The organism is Janthinobacterium sp. TPC_1, assembly GCF_056037845.1.
On sequence record NZ_CP195157.1, the window covers coordinates 2,258,070 to 2,282,063 of the forward strand.

Here is a 23,994-nt window from a genome sequence, read left to right on the forward strand (position 1 = left end):
CCAGTGGGCGCCGTCGATGAAATCTTCCAGTTCCGGGTGGCCCATCTGGCGGTAGATGGCCGTGCGCCAGGCGCTGCCGTAGCCGAGCGAGGCGCGGTAGTCGACGTCGAGCACGATATAGCCTTGCTGCACCAGCAGGTTGTGGAACATCTGCTCGCGGAAATACACGGGGTAACGCTCGGTGACGTTTTGCAGGTAGCCGGCGCCATGCGCGAACATGACGATCGGATACTGTTTGCCTGCTTCCAGCGTTGCGGGGCGGTACAGCTTGGCCCAGATCGGCGCCGCGCCATGCGTGGATGGCACTTGCACCAGTTCCGGCATGACCCAGTTGCGCGCCTTGAAGGCCTCGCTGCGCGTATCCGTCAGGATGGTCGCCTTGCCGCCTGCAACGGGAATGGTCGCCAGCTGGGCCGGCATATAGCTGGTCGAGTAGCGCAGCAACAGCTTGCCGTTGTCGGGCGACAGGCCGAAGTTTTCCACGCTTTCAGATTCGTCACTTCGCGCGCGCCGCCATCGCTGGCCGTGCTGGCGCACACTTCATAGGTGCCAGGCGCCTGCCGGTTGCACATAAAATAGGCATTCTTGCCGTCGCGGCTCCACTCGACGGCGCTTACTTCCCACTGGCCTTGCGTCAATGCGCGCGCCGGGGCCGTACCCGTTTTCGCGTACAGGTGGGCGTAGCCGCTTTCCTCGGACAGATACCACAGGGTGGCGTTGTCGGGCAGCCAGCCGAATTCCTCGGCGCGGCGGTTGACCCAGGCCGTGTCGCTGATGCGGTGCGCTGGCACCAGGGCGGCGTTGGCCAGGTCGACGGTGGCGAGCCAGCCGTCCTTGTTGTCGATGGCGCGCACGCGCACGGCCACCTTGGAACCGTCGTCGCTCCAGGCGATGCCGTCGCGCTGGGCGTCGATGCGCACGGCACGGTTGCCTTTCAGCGGCGGCAGTTTTTGCTCGGCGCGCAGCGAGGCCAGCGGATCGACCGCGATGCCGGGCAGGCTGTCGAAACCGATGTCGCGCACCTGGCCCGTGCGCAGGTCGGCCAGCTTCAGGCTTTGCGCGATCGGCATGTTGCGGCCCACGCGCGTGCGCTCGTCGTCCGCTTCCGGGTAGCCCGTTTCCGTGACGTAGCGTGCCAGTTTGCCCAGCTTGCCCTTTTCGGCGGCCTTGTCTTGCGTGACGAACAGCAGCCAGCGGCCGTCCGGCGACAGGGCGCTGCCGGAAATCGTTACTTTGTCGCCCAGGTAGATCGGTTCCGGCGCGCGCGTGGCGTCCAGCCGGCGCTCTTCGTGGCGGCGCTCGCGGCTCGTGTCGCGGTCTTCCTTCTGGCGCGCCAGGTTGACGATCAGGCGCAGCTGCAGTTCGCGCAGGGCGTCCGCTTCCGGCTTGGCGTCCGGGTCCTTGGCCGCGCGCAGCAGGGCGACGGGGGCGCTCAGGCGGTCAGCGCGGCTCCAGCTGAACCAGTCGCTGCCGCTGCGGTATTGCACGGCGCCGCCGTCGGCGGAATACTGCGGGTCGCTGATGGCGGAGACGCCCCGTGTGATCTGGATCAAGGCGCCGTTTTTCAGGTCGCGCTCGAACAAGTCGCCGTTGCGCAGCAGGATGGCGCGTGTGCCGGCCCGGTTGACGATCATCTGCTGGCCATCGAGGTTGGCCAGTTGCGCATCGTCAACCTTCTTGCCGCTGTTTAATTTGTCATGCGCGCCGGATACTTGAAAAGTGTCGCGCAAGGGCGAGCCGAGGCGCTTTTGCTTGTAGTAGAGCTGGCCATTCCAGCCCCACCATGCCGCTTCGACGGGTGTGCCGATCCAGTCGGGATCGGCCATGGCCTGGTCCAGCGTGATCGGCGTGGGGGCCGCGGCGGTGGAGGGGGCCGCATGGGCGGCGGGCAGGGCGGCGGCCAGCAGGGACAGCAGCAAGGGACGGAGCAACAGGGGAAGAACCAGACGCATCGGGGATCGCTTTAATAAAAGGGGATGGTGAAGGTGCAGGCTATGAGGCCGGTATTCTAGCGGAGGAGTTTCATGCAGGAAATATCGGAAAGCTAAGTCCGGGGCAGGGCCAGCCAGGCGAGAAAGTCGTCGAGCGGCATCGGCCGCGCATACAGGTAGCCCTGCAAGCCGTCGCAATCGTGGGCGATCAGGAAGTCGGCCTGCTCCTGCGTTTCCACGCCTTCGGCCACGGCGCGCAAGCCCAGGTGGCGCGCCATGGCCAGGATCGCCTGCACGATGGCCGTGCCGCGCGCATCGCGCGGCGTGTCGTCGATGAAGCGTTTGTCGATTTTCAGTTCGTACAGCGGCATCGAGGTCAGGTAGGCGAGGCTGGAGTAGCCGGTGCCGAAATCGTCGATGGAAAAGCGGATGCCCAGGGCCGCCAAGTCGCGCATGCGCGCCAGCGAGGCGTCGCGCTGGTCGATCAGCAAGCCTTCCGTCAGTTCCAGGATCAGGGCGCCGGCCGGCGTGCCGTGTTCGGCCAGCGCCGCCTGCACGCGGGCGGGCGGCGAAATCGGGCTGGCGGAACTGGGCCGGACTGACGTTGACGGACAGAGGGACGGGCCGGCCAGCCTGCGCCAGCACCCTGGCGGCGCGGCACGCTTCGCGCAGGGCCCAGTGCCCGAGCCTGACGATCAGTCCCGATTCCTCGGCGATGGGGATGAAGATGCCGGGCGCGATAAAGCTGCCGTCCGCCTGCGGCCAGCGCATCAGCAATTCGGCGCCCGTCACCCGGCCATGGCGGTCGACCTGCGGCTGCACGTGCATGCGCAATTGCCCCAGGTCGAGGGCGCGCGCCAGCGCCCGTTCCAGGGTCAGGCGCCGCTCCACGCCTGCCTGCATGGCCGCTTCAAAGAAGGCGATGCCGTTGCGCCCTTCCGCCTTGGCGCGGTACATGGCGATGTCCGCTTCGCGCAGCAGGTCGTGCGCCTGCTGGCCCGCTTTCGGCAGCAGGGTCACGCCGATGCTGGCGCTGCAATGATAGGACTGCCCGTCGATATCGAAGTCGCGGGCGATGGCGGCGCGGATCTTCTCGGCCACCTGGGCCGCCGCGCGGGCGGCGCTGTCCAGGTCACCGGCCAGGTGCGCCAGCAGGACGACGAATTCGTCGCCGCCGATGCGCGCCACCGTGTCGGCCTTGCGCATCAGCTGCGCCAGCCGTTCGCCCGCCAGGCGCAGCAGCGCGTCGCCCGTGGCGTGGCCGCGCGCGTCGTTGATGTGCTTGAAGTGGTCGAGGTCGATGAACATCAGCGCGCTGATGGCAGGGGCGCGCGGCGCGGCGGCCAGCAGGTGGCCGATGCGGTCCATCAGCAGGCGCCGGTTGGGCAAGCCCGTCAGCACGTCGTAGAAGGCCAGGCGGTGGATGTCCGCTTCCGATTTCTTGCGCTCGTCGATTTCGCGCTCGACGGCCACCCAGTGCGTCTGCTTGCCGTCCGCATCCGTGAACGGCACCAGTTCCGCCTCGACCCAGTACGCCTTGCCGGCCTTGTTGTAGTTTAGCAATTCCGCCCTGGCCGGCTGGGCGCGGGCCATGGCGGCGGCGATGCGCGCCAGTTCGCCCGTATCGGTGGCGGGGCCCTGCTGGAACAGCAGGCTGCGGCCCAGCACCTCGGCGCGCGCATAGCCGCTGCTGCGCTCGAAGGCGTCGTTGACGAAGATGATGCGCGTGGCCGATACCGTGCCGGCGCCGGGCGGGGCATCGACCACGTCGGCGATCATCACCATGTCGTTCAGGCGGGCCAGTGCCGTGGCCGTCAAGCCCAGTTCGGCGTTGAGCTGCGACAAGGCCTGGCTGCTGTCTTCCTGGTGGCGCAGCAGGAAGGCGCAGGACAGGGTCAGCACGGCGGCGATGAACAGGAAGTTCAGGGCCACGATCAGCGCGCGCAGGATGGGAGAATCGGGCGTGCCCGGCAGGTGCAGGGCGACGTCGGGATGCAGGCCGAGAAAAAAGATGGTCAGCGAGGTCAGGACCAGGGTCGACAGGGCTGGCCGCATGCCCAGCAGCAGGGCCGCCAGCACGGGCATGAGCATCATGTAGATCTGGCTGACGGGGCCGATTTTCAGCAGCAGGCCCACGCCCACCAGGTAGGCGACGATGAGGAATTGCCACACGCGCCAGCGGTAGGGCATGGCGCGCCAATGCCAGATGACGCCGATCCAGCCGATGGCCAGCAAGTCGAGGGCGACGATGGACCAGATGGCTTCGCTTGCGGCCAGCAGCGCGCTGGGAATGGCCGTGATGAAGCCAAGCAGCAGCACCACCTGCAGCAGGCGGTCAAAGACCTGGCCGCGCCAGTGCGCGAGATCGTTCGACGCCGCCACGCTGCCGTCCTTTCTCCAGAATGCCGTGTAACCGTACTGAGCAGTAGGTTGATTAAATACTACGCGTTATCTTTCTCCATGTCATCTTGATCATTAAGCATGGTTGCCTGCCGGGCGGCGTGTTGCTGGCGCAAAAAAAAGCCAGCCTGTCGGCTGGCGCTGTGCAGCGCGCACTGGCGCTTCGAAGCGGTGTTTATTTCTTGGGCGCGCTCAGGCATTCTTTCATGAACGCCTTGCGGGCGTCGCCCTTCATGTCCTTGGCGTCGGCATTGCACGTTTTCATCTTGTTTTGCTGCGTCATGGCCGGCGCCGGCTTGGCGCTCAGACATTCCTTCATGAAGGTTTTGCGCTCATCGCCTTTCTTGCCGGCGGCATCGGCATTGCAGGTGGTCATTTTCGACTGTTGCGCCGTCTTGGCGGCGGGCGCCGCTTCCGGTGCGGCGGCAAAGGCGGTGCTGGCAAACGCGGCGGCGATGCAGAGGGCGATTAATTGTTTCATGGCAAATCCTTGTAGACGCAGTCAGTGGAAGGGGACGTGCAACCGGCAGACAACTGCCGATATGCAAAACGTAACTAACTATATGACATTTATCAACAAAATTCCCACTCGAGTGTTTCTTTTTGTTACTGGCCGTTGTCAAGTGCCTGCCCGCTGGCCAAGGCAGCCATGTTGGCGGCAGCGGCCCCGTTTTTTGCTATGCTAGCGTCTTTCCACCGGCCGATGCCGCTGCCTTGGCCGGGCGCACCCTCAATACGGAGTAGTTATGGTCTCGTTGCAAGAGCAGTTTTTAAAGGCCGGCCTGGTCGACAAGAAGAAGGTCAAACTGGCCAACCAGGACAAGAGCAAGCAAAAAAAGGACGAGCGCAAGAGCGGCACGCAAAGCGTCGACGAAGTGCGCCTGGCCGCGCTCGAGACGCAGCGCAAGAACGCGGAACGCGCGCGCGAACTGAACGCCCAGCGCGACGCGGCCGCGAACCAGAAAGCCATCGTGGCGCAGATCGCGCAAATGGTGCAAAAGAACCGCCAGAGCAAGGGCAACAACGGCGAGGTGCCTTACAATTTCACTTTTAACAACAAGATCGAGCGCATCTACGTGACGGCCGCCGTGCAAGCCCACCTGGTGGCGGGCCGCCTGGTGATCGTCTGCCTGGGCGGCACCGTGGAACTGGTGCCGCGCATCATCGCCGACAAGATCGCCGAACGCGACCCGGCCATCGTCGTGCGCGTCAAACAGGCGAGCACGGAAGTGGACGAGGACGATCCGTATGCGGCGTTCCAGATTCCGGATGATTTGATGTGGTAAGAACCACGTGGCTGCCGCAGGCGGCCGCCTTGCGTGATTCAAAAACGCCAACCCGAGGGTTGGCGTTTTTTTTTTTTTTTTTGCGTTAATTCGGTGCGATAGGTAGGCCAAATCCGGCGGGTAGTCGCCCGAGGATTTCGCCAGTGATGCCGGAGTAAAAAATGATGCCGGCCATATTCCCGGCAAGGTAAATGCTCCGTATTGTTTTCATGTCCGTCCTGTCCGGGGTGAACTCGGACTGGTAGAAATCATAGACAAGGTAAGGCGACGCCACCTTCATCACGAGCAGCGCATTCAAGGCGGGCAGCTCTTTTTGCGCGACGGCATTTTCCATCGTCAACTGGATCGCAGGTATCTTGCTGGATTGGAATTGTCGCGCTTAGAATCCAGGAACGGGATGCGATTGACGGCAATTCCCAGTCTGGTCGTGTCGGTTTCTTCTATCGGGTATTTCGCGCGATAGCTGCCAGGTCCCTTATATGGATCCTTTGAGTTCAGTTTGGAACTCAACTCAAATTGATCCAGGCCGTTATATCGCAGTTTGTTGGCCTCATAGTCAGGCGCGCCGATGCCATTCAACTCAAAAGAGTAAGGCAAGACAAAGAGCTGTACTTTTCCCGTATCCGCATTGAAGTCGTAGCCGATGGCGTGTGAGGTTTGTCCGTTTCTTTTGACCGGCGCCGTAAACGCAAACCAGTCATTCATGCTTGAGTTGCCGACGATTTTTTCGTCCAGGGCCGCGGCCTTTCTGCGGTTGTAATCAGCCGTCGATTCGAATTCCCCTTTTTTGTCTGCCACGAACTTTTGTATTGCTGCTACGGCTATGCCAAGCGGCAAGCCAGGATAGTCGGGATCGATGCGGTCGCTTGCGAGCATCTGCATGGAAAATGTCGGCGCTGCCAGTCTTTTTTCCGATGGTATGAGCGGGATTGCGCTCCGGTGTTCTTGCTGTGCGGCATTCAAGGGCGAGGCCGCCTGTCCTGCCACTTGCGCAGGCTGCGCCAGGCCAGTATTGGCAAGGGCACTGGCGACCGTCATTAGTAACCATCGTTTCATGCTCATTTTCCTGAATGCGGATGTCAATATTGATTTAATAGTAACACACTTCCCGCAAGGAAAATTTGCCTGTCGAGGATGCTGGCGTCCTGCGCCATGGCGCGCGATGATGATCTGAAGACGATGTGATGGGGTGACAAACAAAAACGCCACCCGAAGGTGGCGTTTTTGAACGTATTGCGAATTCTTGGTGGCCCGGGGCGGAATCGAACCACCGACACAAGGATTTTCAATCCTCTGCTCTACCGACTGAGCTACCAGGCCAAGGTGGCGAATTATAGCAGACCAAAACGGGAATGCAAGAGCCGGCTGCGACTTTTCCTTGATTTACTGCATAGGTATCGCTTTAGTTGCTCACAGATCAAATATGATTTGAGATAAACGGTATTTTTCTCAACAAAAGATGGGCGCATAGTGTGGCCATCGACATTGCTTTGAGAGGATTACCGCATGCACGCCACCACCCATCACACCGCCATCCCCGCCATCGGTCTGGGCACCTTCCGCCTGCAGGGCCAGGTTGTCATCGATTCCGTCACCACGGGCCTGGACGTCGGCTACCGCCATATCGACACGGCGCAAATCTACGGCAATGAAGCCGACGTGGGGCAGGCGATCGCGGCCAGCGCCGTCCCGCGCGACGAGTTGTTCGTCACCACCAAGATCTGGATCGACAATCTGCAGCGCGACAAGCTGATTCCCAGTTTAAAAGACAGCCTGCACAAGCTGCAGTTGGAGCAGCTGGATTTGACGCTGATTCACTGGCCGTCGCCGCAAGATGCGATTTCCGTGGCCGAGTACATGGCGGCGCTGGCGCAGGCCAAGGCGCAGGGACTGACCAGGGCCATCGGCGTATCGAATTTCACCAACGCGCAGCTGCGGCAAGCCATCGATACGGTGGGCGCCGGGGAAATCGCCACGCAGCAGGTCGAAATCCACCCGTTTCTGCAAAACCGCACCGTCATCGAGTTTGCGCGCAGCCAGGGCATCCACGTCACGGCCTACATGCCGCTCGCGTATGGCAAGGTGGTCGTCGATCCGGTCATCATGGCGATTGCAGCCAGACACGGCGTGACGCCGGCGCAGGTGGCCCTGAGCTGGTCGCTGCAGCAGGGCTTTGCCGTGATCCCGTCGTCGACGAAGCGCGCCAACCTCGATGCGAACCTGCATTTCCAGCGCGTCACCCTGTCGCCGGACGAGATGGCGCAGATGGCCACCCTGGAACGGGGCGAGCGCCTGGCCAACCCGGACGGCCTGGCGCCGCAGTGGGATTGAGATGGGCGCCATGACGAAGCTGGGGCAGGGCGGTTTCAGTATCGGCCTGGAACTGCCGCTCGACAATGACTGGTCATCCACGGGGCGCCAGTCGAATGCGGCCTCCGGCCGCGTGCCGGGCGAGCCGGACCTGCAACAGCATGCGGCGCTGGCAAAGCTGGCCGACCGCCTGGGTTTCCGGGCCCTGTGGCTGCGCGACGTGCCCCTGTACGATCCCTCGTTCGGCGACGCGGCCCAGGTTTTCGAGGTATTTACGTATCTGGGCTATTTGGCCGGCATCACCGAGAACATCTTGCTGGGCACGGCCGCCGTGGTGCTGCCGCTGCGCGAACCCGTATTGACCCTGAAGGCGGCGGCCAGCGTCGACCAGTTGAGCGGCGGACGCCTGCTGCTGGGCGTGGCCAGCGGCGACCGGCCCGTCGAGTATCCCGTCTTCGGCCGCGATTTCGACCAGCGCGGCGCCGCCTTTCGCGAGCAGGTGGCCATGCTGCGCGACTGGGGCGAAACGCGCCTGCCGCCCGGCATCCGCCTGCTGCCCAAGCCTGCCGCACCGTTGCCGCTGCTGGTGGCGGGACTGGCGCAGCAAACGCCCGCGTGGATCGGGGCGCAGATGGATGGCTGGCTCGCCTATCCGGGCACGCCGGAAGACCACGCGCTGCGCGCGGCGCAATGGCGCGCCGTGGCCGGAGAGAGCAAGCCGTATGTCAGCTTCATCCACCTCGACCTGGATGACGATCCGACCTTGCCGCTGCAGCGCTTCCGCTTTGGCGCGCGCGCGGGGCGCGATGGACTGATCGCCGAGCTGCACGCCATGCGTGCGGCCGGCGTGACGCATATCGGCCTGCAGTTGCGGCAGAACCGCCGCCTGCTGGCCGAGACCTTGCAGGAGATCGGCGAATACGTGCTGCCCGTGTTTCATGGCGCCGCTTGATCTTGGGCATGCGTCCTGTACTTCCGGACTATCTGAAAAGCATGGTGCAAACGCTATAATGGTTCCATGAACAGTCCCACTTCCCCCACCATGCGGCGCTTCATGCATAGCCACAGCGACGTTTGCATCGTCGGCAACGGCGCCATCGCGAAAACCACGGCGCTGGCGTTTGCCCAGGCAGGACAAAGCGTCACCCTGTTATCCCCGGTGAGCCCTCCGGCATCTTCCGTCAAGCCGGTCGAAGCCAGCTGGGATGTGCGCGTGTATGCGCTCAATCACACGGCGCACCAGTTGCTGTCGTCGCTGAAGGTATGGGGCGCGCTCGACGCCGACAGGGTGGCACCCGTCGACGCCATGCTGGTCAACGGCGACGGCGCGCAGGCGGGCGGACTCGGTTTTGACGCCTACGGCGCCCATGTGGGCACGCTGGCGTGGATCATCGAAGACCGCAACCTGGGGCAGGCGCTGGACGCCGCCCTGAAATTCGCGCCGAACGTCAATGTGGTGCAGGGCCGCGCCAGCCGCCTGGAATGGACGAATGATTCTGCCATCGTGCACCTCGATGGCGGCGACACCATCACCTGCGCCCTCGTCGTGGGCGCGGACGGCGCCCAGTCGTGGGTGCGGGGCCAGTGCGACATCGGCCTCGATTACCGTTCGTATGGACAGCGCGGCGTGGTCAGCAACTTCGCCTGCGAAAAGCCGCACCATGGCGCGGCCCACCAGTGGTTTACGGGCAGCGAAGGCATCGTCGCGCTGCTGCCGCTGCCGGGCGACCGCGTTTCGCTGGTCTGGTCGGCGCCCGATGCGCTGGCCGACACCTTGATGGCCGAATCGGCCGACGCCCTGGCCGCGCGCCTGGCCGCGTACTGCCACGACAAACTGGGCAAACTGACGCCGTTGCAGCCGGAACTGGTGCGCGCGTTTCCGCTCACCCTGATGCGCCCGCACGCCATGGTGGCGCCGCGCGTGGCCCTGGTGGGCGACGCCGCCCACGTGGTCCACCCGATGGCCGGCCACGGCATGAACCTGGGCTTTGCCGACGTGGCGCAGCTGGTCAAGACGATCAGCGAGCGCGAAGCGCACCGCGGCATCGGCGACGAGCGCGTGCTGGCCCGCTATGCGCGCGCGCGCAAGGAAGACGTGCTGCTGATGCAGCTGGCCACCGATGGCCTGGCGAGGTTATTTGGCGCCGATCTGGAGCCGTTGCGCGTGGTTCGCAATTTGGGATTAAACTTGCTGGATAAATTACCTGCCCTGAAGCGAAAAATGATTGCGCACGCATTGGGACATCAGTAAATCTTAAGATAGCGCCGGATAATGGCAGCAGTGAAAATTCAAGGTCGCCGCAGCTGGTCTGCGGCGCTCGTTTTGTCAAAGAGATAACGATGCCGGGCCAGAGGCCAGTCCCGCCAGGCGTTTCAAGTGGAGAAGTGATAGTGATAACAATGAACAGAAGCATGAGCAAAATCGCCTTGCTGATGGCCTCGGGCCTGATGATGTCGTGCGCCGGCGCGGAAACGCCGACGGAAGCGAACATCAAAAAGCTGATCGAGCCGCGCCTGGGCGAAGGCGCCAAGGTCGATTCGGTCAAGGAAACCCCGTACGGCGGCCTGTACGAAGTGCGCACGGGCGGCGACATCCTGTACACGGACAAGGCCGCGCAATACCTGTTCGTCGGCCACGTGTTCGACGCCAAGACGTCGCAGGATCTGACCAAGGTGCGCCTGGACGAAGTCAACCGCATCAAGTTCTCCGACCTGCCGCTCGATTCGGCCATGAAAACCGTCAAGGGCAATGGCAAGCGCGTGATCGCCGTGTTCGAAGATCCGAACTGCGGCTACTGCAAGCGCTTCCGCCAGAACGCGCTGAAGGAGATCGACAACGTCACCGTCTACACCTTCATGTACAACATCCTGTCGCCCGATTCCATCGTCAAGTCGCGCAATGTGTGGTGCGCGCCGGACCGCAACAAGGCTTGGGATGACTGGATGTTGAACGGCAAGGCGCCAGCCACGGTGGCCGCCACTTGCGCCAACCCGCATGAAAAAATCCTGGCGTTGGGCCAGCAATTGCGCGTCTCGGGCACGCCGGCCATCTTCTTTGCCGACGGCAGCCGCATTCCGGGCGCAGTCGATGCGAAAACGCTGGAACAGAAATTCTCGACCATTAAGTAATCCGGGCTGTCGCCAGGAAGGCTGGACGGCGCGCCCTCGCAAGGCGCGCTTTTTTTTGCACTTTTTTCCGCTGTCGTATCATCAAGTGTTGTTTGTAGACGCCATAACAATCCAAAAAAGGGGAAGCAGCAGATGATTACCTTGAATATCAACGGACGCGACACGCAGGTCGATGCCGATCCTTCCACGCCCATCCTGTGGGCGCTGCGCGATAACCTGAACATGACGGGCACCAAGTTCGGCTGCGGCGCGGCCCTGTGCGGCGCCTGCACGGTGCACCTCGATGGCCAGCCCATCCGCTCGTGCATCACGCCGATTTCTTCCGTCGGCGCGCAAAAGATCACCACCATCGAAGCGATGGAAAACGACCAGGTGGGCAAGGCCGTGCAGGCGGCATGGGTGCGCCACGATGTGCCGCAATGCGGCTACTGTCAAAGCGGCCAGGTGATGAGCGCGACGGCGCTGCTGCGCACCAACAAGTCGCCCAGCGATGCCGACATCGATGGCGCCATGAGCGGCAATATCTGCCGCTGCGGTACCTATCAACGGATCCGCGCGGCCATCAAGGACGCGGCCAAGACCCTGGCCTGAGGAGAGCGACATGCGTATCGAATGGTTGAATCAGGAAGCATTGCAGCACGGTGGCGTGACTCTGGGCGCGGCGCTGGCATCGGCGCCGGTGGCGCTTGCCGATGGCGTCTCGCGGCGCGGTTTCATGAAGGCGGGCGCGGTGGCCGGCGGGGGCCTGATGCTGGGCTTTTTCCTGCCCGGTGCAGGCAAGCTGGCGCAGGCGGCCGATGCCGCTCCCGCCAAGCCCGTGTATGCGCCGAACGCCTTCTTGCACATCGCGCCCGATAACACGGTGACGGTGCAAGTGAACCGGCTGGAATTCGGCCAGGGCGTGCAAACGAGCTTGCCCATGCTGATTGCCGAGGAACTCGACGCCGACTGGAGCCTGGTGCACGGTGCGCTGGCGCCAGCCGGCGAGCAGTACAAGGATGCCGCCTACGGCATGCAGATGACGGGCGGCTCGGGCAGCATCGCCCATTCGTTCACGCAGTACCGCGAAATCGGCGCCAAGGCGCGCGCCATGCTGGTGGCCGCCGCCGCCGCGCAGTGGAAAGTCAATCCCGACCAGGTGCGTGCCGCCAAGGGCGTGCTGTATGGCCCCGGCGGACAAAAGGCGACGTATGGCGAGCTTGCCGACGCGGCCATGCGCCAGCCCGTCCCCGCCAGCGTCAAGCTGAAGGACCCGCGCGACTTTGCCATCATCGGCAAGCCCGTGAAACGCCTGGACGCGGCCGCCAAGTCCACGGGAAAACAGCAGTTCGGCATCGACTTCAAGCCGCCTGGCGCGAAAGTGGCCATGGTGGCGCGCCCGCCCGTGTTTGGCGCGAAGGTAGCGAAATTCGACGCCAGCAAGGCGAAAGCCATCAAGGGCGTGCTGGAGGTACTGGAAGTCAAAACCGACCGTGGCGGCAGCGGCGTGGCCGTCATCGCCGACGGCTACTGGCCGGCCAAACAGGGGCGCGATGCGCTGGTGATCGAGTGGGACAGCAGCGCCGTGGAAAAGGTCAGCAGCGACAAGCAGCTGGCGGCCTTCAAGGCGCTGGCCAGGACGCCGGGCACCGTTGCCAAGCCAGCCGACATGGGCAAGCTGGCCAAGGCGCCGAAAAAAATCGAAGCCGTCTACGAATTCCCCTACCTGGCGCACGCGCCGATGGAGCCGCTCAACTGCGTGGTCGACCTGCAGGCCGACAAATGCACGATGTGGGTCGGCTCGCAATTCCAGACGGGCGACCAGGCGGCCATCGCGGCTACTTCCGGCCTGAAACCCGAGCAGGTGACCCTGCACACGATGATGGCGGGCGGCGGCTTTGGCCGGCGCGCCGTGCCCTCGTCCGACTACGTGGTCGAAGCCGTCAACGTCGCCAAGGCGTACCGGGCGGCGGGCAAGAGCGGTCCGTTAAAGCTGATGTGGAGCCGCGAGGATGACATCAAGGGCGGCTACTACCGGCCGTCGCATGTGCACCGCGCGCAGATCGGCCTCGACGCCAAGGGCAAGATCCTCGCCTGGGACCACACCATCGTGGGCCAGTCCATCATGGCCGGCACGCCCTTTGAGGCCTTCATGGTGAAAAATGGCGTCGACGGCACCATGGTCGAAGGCATGGGCGAGCCGTACACCCTGCCGATGAAGCTGTCCGTGCATACGGCCAAGGCGAACGTGCCCGTGCTGTGGTGGCGCTCCGTCGGCTCGACGCATACGGCCTTTGTCATGGAAACCCTGATCGACGAAGCGGCGCACGTGGCGAAGATGGACCCCGTCGCCTACCGCAAGCAGCTGATCGACGCCAAGCACACGCGCCACATCGCCGCGCTGGACCTGGCCGTGGCCAAGTCCGGCTACGGCAGGAAGAAGCTGCCGAAAGGGCAGGCCTGGGGCGTGGCCATGCATGAATCGTTCAATTCTGTGGTCGCCTACGTGGTGACGGCCTCCGTGGTGGAGGGGGCGCCCAAGCTGCACCAGGTATGGGCGGGCGTGCATTGCAACCTGGCCGTCAACCCCTTGACGATCGAGGCGCAAGTGCAGGGCGCCGCGCTGATGGCGCTGGGCATGACCATCCCCGGCGCGGCCATCACGCTCAAGGATGGCGTGGTGGAGCAGCAGAACTTCGGCGACTATCCAGTGCCGCGCATGCCGGACATGCCGGTGATCGAGGTGCACCTGGTGCCGTCGGGCGACGCACCGACGGGCATGGGCGAGCCGGGCGTACCGCCGCTGGCGCCCGCATTCGCCAATGCGCTGTTCGCCCTGACGGGCAAGCGCCTGCGCAAGCTGCCGTTCGACCTGGCGGCCGCATGACGGCAGCGGTTTTTTGAGCACGGTCGGCATCTTGCTGGCAGCCGGAAGGGGACGCAGGTTCGACCCTTCCGGCGTACAGAACAAATTATTGCAGCCTTTGACGGAAGGTCCGCATGCGGGCTTGCCCGTGGTGGTGGCGGCGGCCAGGAACATGCTGGCGGCCCTGCCGCGCGTGCTGGCCGTGGTGCGCGCCGACGATACGCAGGTGGCGCGCGTGCTCGGCGCGCTGGGCTGCGAGGTACGCGTCTGCCATGACGCGGACACGGGCATGGCCGCGTCGCTGACCTGCGCCATCGATTACGTGCGCGGCGCGCCGGGCTGGCTGATCGCCCTGGGCGACATGCCTTTCGTGGAAGCGGCTACAATCGCCGCCTTGTCGCAAGCCGTCGGCGATGGTGCGCACATCGCCGTGCCCGTGTTCCAGGGACGGCGCGGCAATCCTGTCGCGTTCAGTACCTATCACTTGCCGCTGCTGCTGGCGCTCGATGGCGACCAAGGCGCGCGCAGCATCGTCAACAGCCATGCCGTGTGCGAAGTGACAGTGGACGACGGCGGCATCTTGCGCGATATTGATACACCTGACGATTTGTAAGGCGGGGCAGTGGCGCTCCCGGGAAGATAAGCCAGACACGAGGAAAACATGAAAAAAGCTCCAATTAAAAAAAGCATCGCCAAGGCGCCCGCCGCCGGCATCATCTACAGCATCGCCGCAGCCGACCTGGCCGGCCACATGTTCAAGGTAATGTTGACGGTCAAGTCGCCTGCCGCCATCGGCCAGGTGTTTGCCCTGCCGGCCTGGATTCCGGGCAGTTACATGATCCGCGAATTTTCGCGCAATATCGTCAGCATCCGCGCCGAGTCCGAGGGCAAGGCCGTGGCACTGACCAAATTGGACAAGCACTCGTGGCAAGCCGCCCCGTGCAAGGGCCCGTTGACCGTCGAATACGACGTCTACGCCTGGGACCTGTCCGTGCGCGCCGCCCACCTGGACCAGAACCATGGCTTCTTCAACGGCACCAGCGTGTTCCTGCGCGTGCTGGGCCAGGAATCCGATGCCCATGAAGTGCACATCGTGCAGCCGAAGGATGCGGCCTGCAAGAGCTGGAAAGTGGCCACCACCCTGCCTGAACTGAAAGCCAAGCGCTACGGCTTCGGCAGCTACCAGGCGGCCAACTACGATGAACTGATCGACCACCCGGTGGAAATGGGCGACTTCGCGCTGGCCACCTTCAAGGCGCACGGCGTGCCGCACGATATCGTCGTCACGGGCAAGGTGCCGAACCTGGACTTGCCGCGTTTGTGCCGCGACTTGAAAGCCATCTGCGAAACGCAGATCGCCTTCTTCGAGCCGAAGACAAAGAAAGCGCCGATGGAGCGCTATGTGTTCATGGCCATGGCCGTCGGCGACGGTTACGGCGGCCTCGAACACCGCGCCTCGACTGCGCTGATCTGTGCCCGCGCCGACCTGCCGACGACGGCCTCAAACAGCACCGAGATCGGCGACGGCTACCTGAAATTCCTCGGCCTGTGCAGCCACGAGTACTTCCATACCTGGAACGTCAAGCGCATCAAGCCTGCCGCCTTTGCGCCGTACAACCTGCAGGCGGAAAGCTATTCGCCGCTGCTGTGGCTGTTCGAGGGCTTCACCAGCTATTACGACGACCTGATGCTGGTGCGCGCCGGCCTGATCGACGAAGCGGCCTATTTCAAATTGCTGGGCAAGACCGTCAACAGCGTCTTGCGCGGCAGCGGCCGCACCAGGCAAAGCGTGGCCGATTCCAGCTTCGACGCCTGGGGCAAGTACTACCGCCAGGATGAAAACGCGCCGAACGCCATCGTCAGCTACTACACCAAGGGTTCGCTGATCGCGCTGGCTTTCGACCTGACGCTGCGCAGCAAGACGAATGGAGAGAAATCGCTGGACGACGTGATGCAGGCGCTGTGGCAGCGCTATGGCCGCGACTTCTACAAGGGCAAAGCGCGCGGCGTGACGCCGGCCGAAGTCGAAGCCCTGTTCGATGAGGTCTCCGGCACGCGCATGAAACCATTCTTCGAGCGCTACACATCCGCGGCACGGACGACGTGCCGCTGGCGCGCCTGCTGGCGCCGTTCGGCGTGAAATACAGCGATGCGCGCAAGGCGGAAAAATCCAGCCTGGACGTCAACCTGGGCCGCGACGGCAACGACGCCAAATTGGCGCAGGTGCACCAGGGCGGCGCCGCCCACGTGGCCGGCCTGTCGGCGGGCGACGTGCTGGTGGCCATCGATGGCTTGCGCGTAACGGGCACCAATCTGGACACCTTGCTGGGCCGCTACGCGGTCGGCGCCACGGTAGACATCCACGCCTTCCGCCGCGACGAGCTGATGACGTTTGCGGCCGTGCTGCAGGGCGACCGTGTGCCCGGTGTCAGCTTGACCCTGCTGCCGGCGCCCAAGAAGGCCACGGGGCCGAAGCGTCCTAGCGCGGCATGATGCTGTTTGTCATGCAGTAAGACAGAAAACCGGCCTCACTGGCCGGTTTTTCATTTCAAGGTGCAATTTCTCAAATGCAACTAAACCGCTGATATTGGTGCATTAGCGTCATATTTACTGCAAATGAACTAATTTTTCTTTAACTAAACTAAAATTGCCGAATTGCTTCTTTTAGATCGTGCCCAACGTGCAAACCCTCGATCCTCGAACGATTATGCTGATGACGACCCTGATGTGCGGGGCGATGAGCATCGTCATGTTCTCGGTGTATCGCAGTTTCCGGCGCGAGGTGCATGGCCTGGGACATTGGGCTGCCGGCTTGCTGCTGCTGGTGTGCGCGTCTCTGCTTTTCGGCACCCGCGAGGTGCTGCCGTCGGCATTGTCCATGATTGCGGCCAATGCGGCCCTGGTGGCCGGCATCGGCCTGTCGATGCTGGGCACGGAGAAATTCTTTGGCCTGGCGCCCAGTCGCCGCGCCTATCTGTTGATACTTGTCCTGGCCATCGCCGGCAATAGCTGGTGGCTGCTGGTGCGCCCCGATTTCTCCGCGCGCGTGGCGCTCTTCTCCCTGCTGGTCTTCCTGTTCTATGCGCGCCAGGTGCAACTGGTGTGGCGCCATGGCGAGCGCCATTTCTCGAGTTTTTTCTTTGGCGCGCTGATGCTGCTGCAAGCTGGCGTGGTGCTGGCGCGCGGCGTGTCGGCGTTGCTGCATGGTGGCGCCAGCGTGAACCTGGCGGTGGCCGCCACCCCGGCCGGCATCTATCTGGCGGTCGCCAATTTCATGGCGCTGCTGCTGACGGTGGGCTTCATGACGGTGGCGACGCGCCGCCTGCAGCAGATACTGGAGCGCCGCTCGACCCATGATCCGCTCACGCAGGTGCTGAACCGGCGCGGCTTTGGCGATGCCTATGCGCGCGAGATGGATAATCTGCGGCGCCGCCGTTTGCCGTTGACACTGCTCAGCATCGACCTCGATTACTTCAAATCGATCAATGACCGCTACGGTCACGCGGTGGGAGACCAGGTGCTGGCGCATGTGGCCACTGTTATCAAAGGCGCCTTGCGTGAATCGGATTGCGTGGCGCGTTTCGGCGGCGAGGAGTTCGTCGTGCTGATGCCGGATATGCCTGTGCATAATGCCTTGGGCGTGGCCGAACGCATCCGCGCCTTGCTGCGCGAGTCCAGTCATGCGGGACTGCCTTCGTGTACCGTCAGCATCGGCGTCGCTTGCCAGGCATCGGTGGTGGAGGGGCTGGAAGAATTGCTGTCGCGCGCCGATGCGGCCCTGTACCTGGCCAAGGAGCGGGGCCGCGACCGCATTGAGCTCGATGCTGCCGCGATTACTGCGGACCGGACAAGGTCCGCAGCTGGAATCGGTACTGCTCGTTGAAGAGGAAGGTTTCGGAAAAATCGAAAGTTTTGGCGTGGCGGCGCATCAGGTGTCCAGCCGGCGGAAAGAGGGTTTGCACGCGCCGCACGGCGGCCAGCGCCGCGGCCGATGCATCGCTGTCGCGCGAACGGTGGACATGCACGCTTTTCAGCTCGCCGTCCGGGCCCACGCTCAGGTCGAGCACGACGATGGCCGGCAGCATGGGCGGCAGGCGCCCGCTGAACGTGTATGCGCCATTGGCCGCCATGATCTGCTGCGCCACCAGTGCCTTGTAGGCGTCGATGTTGGCCGCGAGCTGTAGCGCGGCCGGCGTGCGAGGGGCCGCGGCCGTGCTCGTGGGCGCCGCTGGCGGGGACGCAGTCTGGCAAGCCGACAGCAGGACGGCGGCAGCAAGGACGGTGATTGCTTGTCTCATGGCTGCCAGCCTACCATGGTTTAACTGAACAGGCGTTCCAGCTCCACGCCGGGGTCGGGCGCGCGCATGAACGCTTCGCCCACGAGGAAGCTGTGGATGTGCGCCTCGCGCATGCGTTGCACATCGGCCGTGCTGTGGATGCCCGATTCCGTGATGATCAATTTGTCCTGCGGGATGCGCGGCAACAGGTTGATGGTCGTGTCGAGCGAGGTTTCGAAGGTGCGCAGGTTGCGGTTGTTGATGCCGATCAACGCGCTCTTGAGTTTCAATGCCGCCGTCAGTTCTTCGCCGTCGTGGCTTTCGATCAGCACGCCCATGCCCAGTTCGTGGGCGCACGCTTCCATCTCCGCCATCAGGCCATGGTCGAGCGCCGCGACGATCAGCAGGATGCAGTCGGCGCCCATGGCGCGCGCTTCGTAGATCTGGTACATGTCGACCATGAAATCCTTGCGCAGCACGGGGATGGCGCAGGCGGCGCGCGCCTGCTGCAGGTACTCCACGGATCCCTGGAAGAACTGCTCGTCCGTCAGCACGGACAGGCAGGCCGCGCCATGCGCCGCATAGCTGGCGGCGATGTCAGCCGGGCGGAAGTCGGCGCGGATCACGCCTTTCGACGGCGACGCCTTTTTCACTTCGGCGATGATGCCGGGCTTGCCGGCGGCGATGTGCTGGCGCAGGCTCGCTTCAAAGCCGCGCAGGCCGGCGCGCAGGGCGCTGTCGCTTTCCACGTCGCCGCGCAGGCTGGCCAGGCTGCGGCGGGCTTTGGCCTTGGCCACTTCATCGGCTTTCACGGCCAGGATTTTATCGAGTATGTCGGACATGATGGTCGCTATTCTATAAAGGAGGGCAGGGCGTTTACGCTTGCGCCGGGGTGCCCAGCTGCTGCGTGACCTGCACGAATTGAGCGAGTTTCGCCAGCGCGGCGCCCGAGCTGACGGCGGTGCGCGCGCGCGCCAGGCCATCTTCGATCGAGCTTGCCACGCCGGCCGCGTACAGCGCCGTGCCCGCGTTCAGGGCCACGATGTCGGCGGCCGCACCGGGTTCGCCGCGCAGCGCTTCCATCATCTTGGCCTTCGATTCGACGGAATCGGCCACCTTCAGGTTGCGGCTGGCGATCATCGACATGCCGAAATCTTCGGGATGGATTTCATATTCGCGGATCTCGCCGTTGATCAATTCACCGACCATGGTGGCCGCGCCCAGCGATACTTCATCCATATTATCGCGGCCATACACGACGATGGCATGCTGCGCGCCCAGGCGCTGCAGCACGCGCACCTGATGCCGACCAGGTCGGCGTGGAATACGCCCATCAGGATGTTCGGCGCGCCGGCGGGATTGGTCAGCGGACCGAGGATATTGAAGATCGTGCGCACGCCCAGCTCCTTGCGGACGGGCGCCGCATGCTTCATGGCCGCATGGTGGTTGGGCGCGTACATGAAGCCGATGCCCGTTTGCGCGATCGACTGGGCGATCTGCTCGGGCTGCAGGTTGATGTTGACGCCCAGGGAGTCCAGCACGTCGGCGCTGCCGGACGAGGACGAGACGCTGCGCCCGCCATGCTTGGCCACGCGCGCGCCGGCGGCCGCCGCCACGAACATCGAGGCGGTGGAAATATTGAACGTGTGCGCGCCGTCGCCGCCCGTGCCGACGATGTCGAGCAGGTTGGTGGTGTCGGCCATGGGCACCTTGGTGGAAAACTCGCGCATCACTTGCGCGGCGGCGGCGATTTCGCCGATGGTTTCCTTTTTCACGCGCAAGCCCATGGTGAGGGCCGCGATCATGGTGGGGGACATTTCGCCGGACATGATCTGGCGGAACAGGTACAGCATTTCGTCGTGAAAAATCTCGCGGTGTTCGATGCAGCGCAGCAGGGCTTCTTGTGGGGTGATCGGCATGATGCTTCCTTCTTCAATGATGGCGCAGGAGGACACTGATGGCACGCCGGGGCGTGCGCATGGGATCAGCGCTCGAGGAAATTCTTCAGCAGGGCGTGGCCGTGTTCCGAGAGGATCGATTCGGGGTGGAACTGCACCCCCTCGATATCGTATTCCCGGTGGCGCACGCCCATGATTTCGCCGTCGTCCGTCCACGCCGTCACTTCCAGACAGGAAGGCAGCGAGGCGCGTTCGATCGCCAAAGAGTGGTAGCGGATCACTGTGAAGGGGCTGGGGATGTCCTTGAAGACGCCCACGCCCGTATGCGCGATGAGGGAAGTTTTGCCATGCATGACCTGCTTGGCGCGGATGACCTTGCCGCCAAACGCATCGCCGATGGCCTGGTGGCCCAGGCATACGCCGAGGATAGGCTTCTTGCCGGCGAAGTGTTTCAGTACTTCCACCGAAATGCCCGCCTGTGCCGGTGCTTTCGGGCCAGGCGAGATGCAGATGCGGTCCGGGTTCAGCGCCTCGATCTGTTCGATCGTGATTTCATCGTTGCGGTAGACCCGCACGTCTTCGCCCAGTTCACCGAAATACTGCACGATGTTGTAGGTGAAGGAGTCGTAGTTGTCGATCATCAGCAGCATCTTAAAACCCTCCATCCAGGCCATCTTGCACTTGTTCGGCGGCGCGCAGCACGGCGCGCGCCTTGTTTTCCGTTTCCTGCCATTCCATTTCGGGGATGGAGTCGGCCACGATGCCGGCCGCGGCCTGCACGTACAGCATGCCGTCCTTGACCACGCCCGTGCGGATGGCGATCGCCACATCCATTTCGCCGCCAAACGACAGGTAGCCGCAGGCGCCGCCATAGATGCCGCGCTTGGTGATTTCCAGTTCGTCGATCACTTCCATGGCGCGCACTTTCGGCGCGCCCGTCAGGGTGCCGGCGGGGAAGGTCGCGCGCAGCACGTCCAGGTTCGACAGGCCCTCCTTGAGGGTGCCTTCCACGTTCGAGACGATGTGCTGTACATGCGAATACTTTTCGATGACCATGCGGTCGGTGACTTGCACGCTGCCCGTTTCCGCAATGCGGCCGATGTCGTTGCGCGCCAGGTCGATCAGCATCACGTGCTCGGCGATCTCTTTCGGATCGGCCAGCAGCTCGGCCGACAGTTCGGCGTCGCGCTCGGGCGTGGCGCCGCGCGGACGCGTGCCGGCAATCGGACGCAAGGTGACTTTCTTGCCGCCGTCCGCCGTCTTCTCGTTGCGCACCAGGATTTCCGGCGAGGCGCCGATGATCTGCATGTCACCGAAATTATAGAAGTACATATACGGCGACGGATTGAGCGAACGCAAGGCGCGGTACAGGGTCAGCGGCGAATCGACATACGGCTTGCGGATGCGCTGGCCGATCTGCACCTGCATCAGGTCGCCCGCCATCACGTATTCATGCGCCTTGGCGACTGCCTTCAGGTAGTCTTCCTTGGAAAAGTCGCGGATGGTTTCCGTGCGCACGGAAGCGCTGGTGACGGGCGCATCGACGCCGCGGCGCAGCATCATGCGCAAGTCCTTCAGACGCTGCTGCGCTTTCGAAAACGATTCGGGCTGCGTGGTGTCGGCGTAGACGATCAGGTAGAGCTTGCCGGACAGGTTGTCGATGACGGCCAGTTCTTCCGTCACCATCAGCTGGATGTCGGGCAGCTTCAAGTCATCTTTCGGCGCGCCGCCGGCCAGCTTTTTCTCGATGTGGCGCACGGTGTCGTAGCCGAAGTAGCCGGCCAGGCCGCCGCAGAAGCGCGGCATGCCGGGGCGCAGGGCCACCTTGAAGCGCGACTGGAATTGTTCGATGAAGTCGAGCGGATTGCCTTCGTGCTCTTCGATCACGCTGCCGTTCTTGACGATTTCGGTGCGTTTGCCATAGCTGCGCAACACGGTCGTGGCGGGCAAGCCGATGAAGGAATAGCGGCCGAAGCGTTCGCCGCCGACGACGGATTCGAGCAGGAAGGTGTTCTTGCCACCTTGTTGGGCCTGTGCCAGTTTCAGGTACAGGGTGAGCGGGGTTTCCAGATCGGCGAACGCTTCCGCGATCAGGGGGATGCGGTTGTAGCCTTGCTGGCCCAGCGATTTGAATTCGAGTTCGGTCATGTTTCTCTCCATGCCGTCAGGGTATGAGTGTGCATAGTGCACAAACCCTGCGGTGGGTTATCAAAAAACTTGCCGGGACACGCAACGTGCGCAACATGCGCAAACGACGTGTGTACAACCGGCAGCAATCGTAACGGCTCGGCCCTTAGGCCTGCCAGGATTGCCAGCGTCGCCAAAGCCAGGCCTCAATCGAGCCGGTTTGGGTGACATTGTGTTTTTTGATGAGAAACGTGTTCACGATATGGTGTTGGGTTTGGTCAGTATGCCGCTTAGTTTTGCATGCCAATAAAACGGGCTGCTTCGAGCAGTGTCTTTACTATACCATCGGAATCGGTATCGTGTATAGAGTGTCCGTGATTGTAGCCATACGGTACCGTCAGTACGGGGCAAGCCGCAGCCCTGGCCGCTTGCGCGTCATTCGACGAGTCGCCGATGGCCACCACTTTGGCGGGGGGCAGGCCGAAGTCCGCACACACTTTCAGCAGCGGCATGGGGTGCGGTTTTTTCTGCGGCAGCGAATCGCCGCCGTAGACGATCTCGAAATAGCCATCGAGTTTTTTCTGCTGCAGCAGGGGCAGGGCGAAGGCGATCGGCTTGTTGGTGACGCAGGCCAGGCGCAAGCCCGCCGCCTTCATCGCCGCCAGCCCCGCTTCCACGTCCGGGTACAGGGTGCTGTACTGGCCATTGATGGCCAGGTAGTGGCGCTGATAGCCCTCCATCGCCTGTTCGAAACGCTGTTCCACGCCAGCCGCATCGAAGTCGAGCGCCAGCACGGTGCGGATCAGGTTTTCCGAGCCTTTGCCCACCATCAGCTTGATGGCGTCGGCGCTGATTGGGGGCAAGTCCAGTTCGGCGCGCATGCCATTGATGGCGACATGGAAATCGGGCACGGTGTCGAGCATCGTGCCATCGAGGTCGATGATGGCGGCGCGCACGCCGGCCAGTACGTGGTCTTTCACCGTGCCCGCTTGCATCAGGCGCCCTTTACCGCTGCCAGCTCGGCGCGCATGGCGTCGATGACGGCCTTGTAGTCCGGCTTGCCGAAGATGGCCGAGCCGGCGACAAAGGTGTCGGCGCCGGCGGCGGCAGCGGCGGCGATGTTGTCGATCTTGATGCCGCCATCGACTTCCAGCATGATGTCACGGCCCGATTCGTCGATCATGCGGCGCGCTTCGGCGATTTTCTTCAGCGCCTGCGGAATGAAGGACTGGCCGCCGAAGCCCGGATTGACCGACATGATCAGGATGATGTCGATCTTGTCCATCACGTGTTCCAGGTAGTGCAGCGGCGTGCCCGGGTTGAATACCAGGCCCGATTTGCAGCCGTTGTCGCGGATCAGCTGCAGCGAACGGTCGACGTGATCCGACGCTTCCGGGTGGAAGGTGATGATGTTCGCGCCAGCCTTGGCGAAATCCGGGATAATGCGATCGACAGGCTTGACCATCAGATGCACATCGATCGGTACTTGCACGTGCGGACGGATCGCTTCGCACACCAGCGGTCCGATGGTCAGGTTCGGCACATAATGGTTATCCATCACGTCGAAGTGGATGATGTCGGCGCCGGCGGTAACGACGTTGCGCACTTCCTCGCCCAGGCGGGCAAAGTCGGCTGACAGGATGCTGGGAGCGATACGGAATGTTGTCATGGTGGCTAAAGGCTCAGAGTAGAAAATGCGAAGATGCGCTATTTTACGCTTGACGCCGTTACCATGCTTTATTGAAATACAGAATATGCGCCGCGCAGTGGCCGCTGAGCCACGCGCGACAT

Annotated in this window: 20 protein-coding genes, 1 tRNA gene and 4 pseudogenes; 10 read left to right on the plus strand and 15 right to left on the minus strand. The window is 63.3% G+C overall.

Annotated elements, in window-relative coordinates; translation table 11 throughout:
• Nucleotides 1–45 precede the first annotated feature (45 nt).
• From ACQVLG_RS11065 to ACQVLG_RS11085, 5 genes and pseudogenes are all read right to left on the minus strand, one after another.
• Nucleotides 46–420: pseudogene (locus ACQVLG_RS11065) on the minus strand (alpha/beta hydrolase family protein); the annotation flags it as partial.
• Nucleotides 366–1,952 carry a DPP IV N-terminal domain-containing protein gene (locus tag ACQVLG_RS11070; protein WP_474295618.1) on the minus strand — a complete coding sequence of 529 codons (1,587 nt, stop codon included), beginning with the start codon at nucleotides 1,950–1,952 and terminating at the stop codon, nucleotides 366–368. The pseudogene ACQVLG_RS11065 and the gene ACQVLG_RS11070, both read right to left, overlap by 55 nt.
• A 92-nt stretch (nucleotides 1,953–2,044) precedes the next feature.
• Nucleotides 2,045–2,488, minus strand: a complete 444-nt coding sequence (locus ACQVLG_RS11075; RefSeq protein WP_474295620.1) for an EAL domain-containing protein — start codon at nucleotides 2,486–2,488, stop codon at nucleotides 2,045–2,047.
• A gap of 64 nt (nucleotides 2,489–2,552) precedes the next feature.
• Nucleotides 2,553–4,313: pseudogene (locus tag ACQVLG_RS11080) on the minus strand (putative bifunctional diguanylate cyclase/phosphodiesterase); the annotation flags it as partial.
• A gap of 193 nt (nucleotides 4,314–4,506) precedes the next feature.
• Nucleotides 4,507–4,812, minus strand: a complete 306-nt coding sequence (locus tag ACQVLG_RS11085; RefSeq protein WP_071079602.1) for a PsiF family protein — start codon at nucleotides 4,810–4,812, stop codon at nucleotides 4,507–4,509.
• Nucleotides 4,813–5,077: 265 nt separating this feature from the next.
• On the opposite strand from ACQVLG_RS11085, the gene ACQVLG_RS11090 reads away from it, so the two are divergent.
• On the plus strand, nucleotides 5,078–5,617 hold the full coding sequence (locus tag ACQVLG_RS11090) for a DUF2058 domain-containing protein (RefSeq protein ID WP_474294533.1): 540 nt from the start codon (nucleotides 5,078–5,080) through the stop codon (nucleotides 5,615–5,617).
• Nucleotides 5,618–5,702: 85 nt separating this feature from the next.
• Here the strand turns inward: ACQVLG_RS11090 and ACQVLG_RS11095 are convergent, their stop codons facing one another.
• The 3 genes from ACQVLG_RS11095 to ACQVLG_RS11105 form a co-directional block, all read right to left on the minus strand.
• Complete coding sequence (locus ACQVLG_RS11095) at nucleotides 5,703–5,951, minus strand: hypothetical protein (protein ID WP_474294535.1); 249 nt, start codon at nucleotides 5,949–5,951, stop codon at nucleotides 5,703–5,705.
• A 2-nt stretch (nucleotides 5,952–5,953) separates the two neighbouring features.
• Entirely contained in the window at nucleotides 5,954–6,673 is a 720-nt protein-coding gene (locus ACQVLG_RS11100) for a hypothetical protein (RefSeq protein ID WP_474294537.1), read from the minus strand.
• Between the two features lie 188 nt (nucleotides 6,674–6,861).
• Nucleotides 6,862–6,937, minus strand: a tRNA-Phe gene (locus ACQVLG_RS11105).
• A gap of 186 nt (nucleotides 6,938–7,123) precedes the next feature.
• Here ACQVLG_RS11105 and dkgB point away from each other — a divergent pair.
• From dkgB to ACQVLG_RS11150, 9 genes and pseudogenes are all read left to right on the plus strand, one after another.
• On the plus strand, nucleotides 7,124–7,948 hold the full coding sequence (gene dkgB, locus ACQVLG_RS11110) for a 2,5-didehydrogluconate reductase DkgB (protein WP_474294539.1): 825 nt from the start codon (nucleotides 7,124–7,126) through the stop codon (nucleotides 7,946–7,948).
• Between the two features lies 1 nt (nucleotide 7,949).
• Nucleotides 7,950–8,879 carry a TIGR03571 family LLM class oxidoreductase gene (locus ACQVLG_RS11115; RefSeq protein ID WP_474294541.1) on the plus strand — a complete coding sequence of 310 codons (930 nt, stop codon included), beginning with the start codon at nucleotides 7,950–7,952 and terminating at the stop codon, nucleotides 8,877–8,879.
• 66 nt (nucleotides 8,880–8,945) lie between these two features.
• Nucleotides 8,946–10,178: an FAD-dependent monooxygenase gene (locus tag ACQVLG_RS11120; protein ID WP_474294543.1), complete on the plus strand. Its 1,233-nt coding sequence runs from the start codon at nucleotides 8,946–8,948 to the stop codon at nucleotides 10,176–10,178.
• A 161-nt stretch (nucleotides 10,179–10,339) separates the two neighbouring features.
• On the plus strand, nucleotides 10,340–11,056 hold the full coding sequence (locus tag ACQVLG_RS11125) for a DsbC family protein (RefSeq protein ID WP_230541417.1): 717 nt from the start codon (nucleotides 10,340–10,342) through the stop codon (nucleotides 11,054–11,056).
• Nucleotides 11,057–11,188: 132 nt separating this feature from the next.
• Complete coding sequence (locus ACQVLG_RS11130) at nucleotides 11,189–11,647, plus strand: (2Fe-2S)-binding protein (RefSeq protein WP_070292451.1); 459 nt, start codon at nucleotides 11,189–11,191, stop codon at nucleotides 11,645–11,647.
• 10 nt (nucleotides 11,648–11,657) lie between these two features.
• On the plus strand, nucleotides 11,658–13,922 hold the full coding sequence (locus ACQVLG_RS11135) for a xanthine dehydrogenase family protein molybdopterin-binding subunit (RefSeq protein ID WP_474294545.1): 2,265 nt from the start codon (nucleotides 11,658–11,660) through the stop codon (nucleotides 13,920–13,922).
• A gap of 13 nt (nucleotides 13,923–13,935) precedes the next feature.
• The gene (locus ACQVLG_RS11140) at nucleotides 13,936–14,514 is read left to right on the plus strand and encodes a nucleotidyltransferase family protein (protein ID WP_474294547.1); all 579 of its coding nucleotides are present in this window, start codon (nucleotides 13,936–13,938) and stop codon (nucleotides 14,512–14,514) included.
• Nucleotides 14,515–14,562: 48 nt separating this feature from the next.
• Nucleotides 14,563–16,394, plus strand: a pseudogene (locus tag ACQVLG_RS11145) (M61 family metallopeptidase).
• Between the two features lie 178 nt (nucleotides 16,395–16,572).
• Entirely contained in the window at nucleotides 16,573–17,784 is a 1,212-nt protein-coding gene (locus ACQVLG_RS11150) for a GGDEF domain-containing protein (RefSeq protein ID WP_474294548.1), read from the plus strand.
• On the opposite strand, the gene ACQVLG_RS11155 is transcribed toward ACQVLG_RS11150, so the two are convergent.
• From ACQVLG_RS11155 to rpe, 7 genes and pseudogenes are all read right to left on the minus strand, one after another.
• Nucleotides 17,735–18,199 carry a hypothetical protein gene (locus tag ACQVLG_RS11155; RefSeq protein WP_474294550.1) on the minus strand — a complete coding sequence of 155 codons (465 nt, stop codon included), beginning with the start codon at nucleotides 18,197–18,199 and terminating at the stop codon, nucleotides 17,735–17,737. The two genes, ACQVLG_RS11150 and ACQVLG_RS11155, sit on opposite strands and share 50 nt — an antisense overlap.
• Nucleotides 18,200–18,219: 20 nt before the next feature.
• Nucleotides 18,220–19,020, minus strand: a complete 801-nt coding sequence (trpC, locus tag ACQVLG_RS11160; protein ID WP_474294552.1) for an indole-3-glycerol phosphate synthase TrpC — start codon at nucleotides 19,018–19,020, stop codon at nucleotides 18,220–18,222.
• Nucleotides 19,021–19,054: 34 nt separating this feature from the next.
• A pseudogene (gene trpD, locus ACQVLG_RS11165) lies at nucleotides 19,055–20,097 on the minus strand (anthranilate phosphoribosyltransferase).
• A 65-nt stretch (nucleotides 20,098–20,162) separates the two neighbouring features.
• Nucleotides 20,163–20,726: an aminodeoxychorismate/anthranilate synthase component II gene (locus ACQVLG_RS11170; RefSeq protein ID WP_086145601.1), complete on the minus strand. Its 564-nt coding sequence runs from the start codon at nucleotides 20,724–20,726 to the stop codon at nucleotides 20,163–20,165.
• Nucleotide 20,727: 1 nt separating this feature from the next.
• Entirely contained in the window at nucleotides 20,728–22,224 is a 1,497-nt protein-coding gene (gene trpE, locus ACQVLG_RS11175; RefSeq protein ID WP_077399327.1) for an anthranilate synthase component I, read from the minus strand.
• Nucleotides 22,225–22,493: 269 nt separating this feature from the next.
• Complete coding sequence (locus tag ACQVLG_RS11180; protein WP_474294555.1) at nucleotides 22,494–23,198, minus strand: phosphoglycolate phosphatase; 705 nt, start codon at nucleotides 23,196–23,198, stop codon at nucleotides 22,494–22,496.
• A complete protein-coding gene (rpe, locus tag ACQVLG_RS11185) occupies nucleotides 23,198–23,872 on the minus strand; it encodes a ribulose-phosphate 3-epimerase (protein WP_034753544.1) in 675 nt (224 codons plus the stop codon). The genes ACQVLG_RS11180 and rpe overlap by 1 nt, the downstream gene beginning before the upstream one ends.
• Nucleotides 23,873–23,994 lie beyond the last annotated feature (122 nt).

Coding starts and splice junctions, on each gene's coding strand:
- ACQVLG_RS11125 (WP_230541417.1), top strand. CDS start 10,340: ATGAGCAAAATCGCCTTGCTGATGGCCTCGGGCCTGATGATGTCGTGC.
- ACQVLG_RS11115 (WP_474294541.1), top strand. CDS start 7,950: ATGGGCGCCATGACGAAGCTGGGGCAGGGCGGTTTCAGTATCGGCCTG.
- dkgB (WP_474294539.1), top strand. CDS start 7,124: ATGCACGCCACCACCCATCACACCGCCATCCCCGCCATCGGTCTGGGC.
- ACQVLG_RS11070 (WP_474295618.1), bottom strand. CDS start 1,952: ATGCGTCTGGTTCTTCCCCTGTTGCTCCGTCCCTTGCTGCTGTCCCTG.
- ACQVLG_RS11170 (WP_086145601.1), bottom strand. CDS start 20,726: ATGCTGCTGATGATCGACAACTACGACTCCTTCACCTACAACATCGTG.
- trpC (WP_474294552.1), bottom strand. CDS start 19,020: ATGTCCGACATACTCGATAAAATCCTGGCCGTGAAAGCCGATGAAGTG.
- ACQVLG_RS11180 (WP_474294555.1), bottom strand. CDS start 23,198: ATGCAAGCGGGCACGGTGAAAGACCACGTACTGGCCGGCGTGCGCGCC.
- ACQVLG_RS11155 (WP_474294550.1), bottom strand. CDS start 18,199: ATGAGACAAGCAATCACCGTCCTTGCTGCCGCCGTCCTGCTGTCGGCT.
- ACQVLG_RS11120 (WP_474294543.1), top strand. CDS start 8,946: ATGAACAGTCCCACTTCCCCCACCATGCGGCGCTTCATGCATAGCCAC.
- ACQVLG_RS11100 (WP_474294537.1), bottom strand. CDS start 6,673: ATGAAACGATGGTTACTAATGACGGTCGCCAGTGCCCTTGCCAATACT.
- ACQVLG_RS11130 (WP_070292451.1), top strand. CDS start 11,189: ATGATTACCTTGAATATCAACGGACGCGACACGCAGGTCGATGCCGAT.
- rpe (WP_034753544.1), bottom strand. CDS start 23,872: ATGACAACATTCCGTATCGCTCCCAGCATCCTGTCAGCCGACTTTGCC.
- trpE (WP_077399327.1), bottom strand. CDS start 22,224: ATGACCGAACTCGAATTCAAATCGCTGGGCCAGCAAGGCTACAACCGC.
- ACQVLG_RS11090 (WP_474294533.1), top strand. CDS start 5,078: ATGGTCTCGTTGCAAGAGCAGTTTTTAAAGGCCGGCCTGGTCGACAAG.
- ACQVLG_RS11095 (WP_474294535.1), bottom strand. CDS start 5,951: ATGGAAAATGCCGTCGCGCAAAAAGAGCTGCCCGCCTTGAATGCGCTG.
- ACQVLG_RS11085 (WP_071079602.1), bottom strand. CDS start 4,812: ATGAAACAATTAATCGCCCTCTGCATCGCCGCCGCGTTTGCCAGCACC.
- ACQVLG_RS11135 (WP_474294545.1), top strand. CDS start 11,658: ATGCGTATCGAATGGTTGAATCAGGAAGCATTGCAGCACGGTGGCGTG.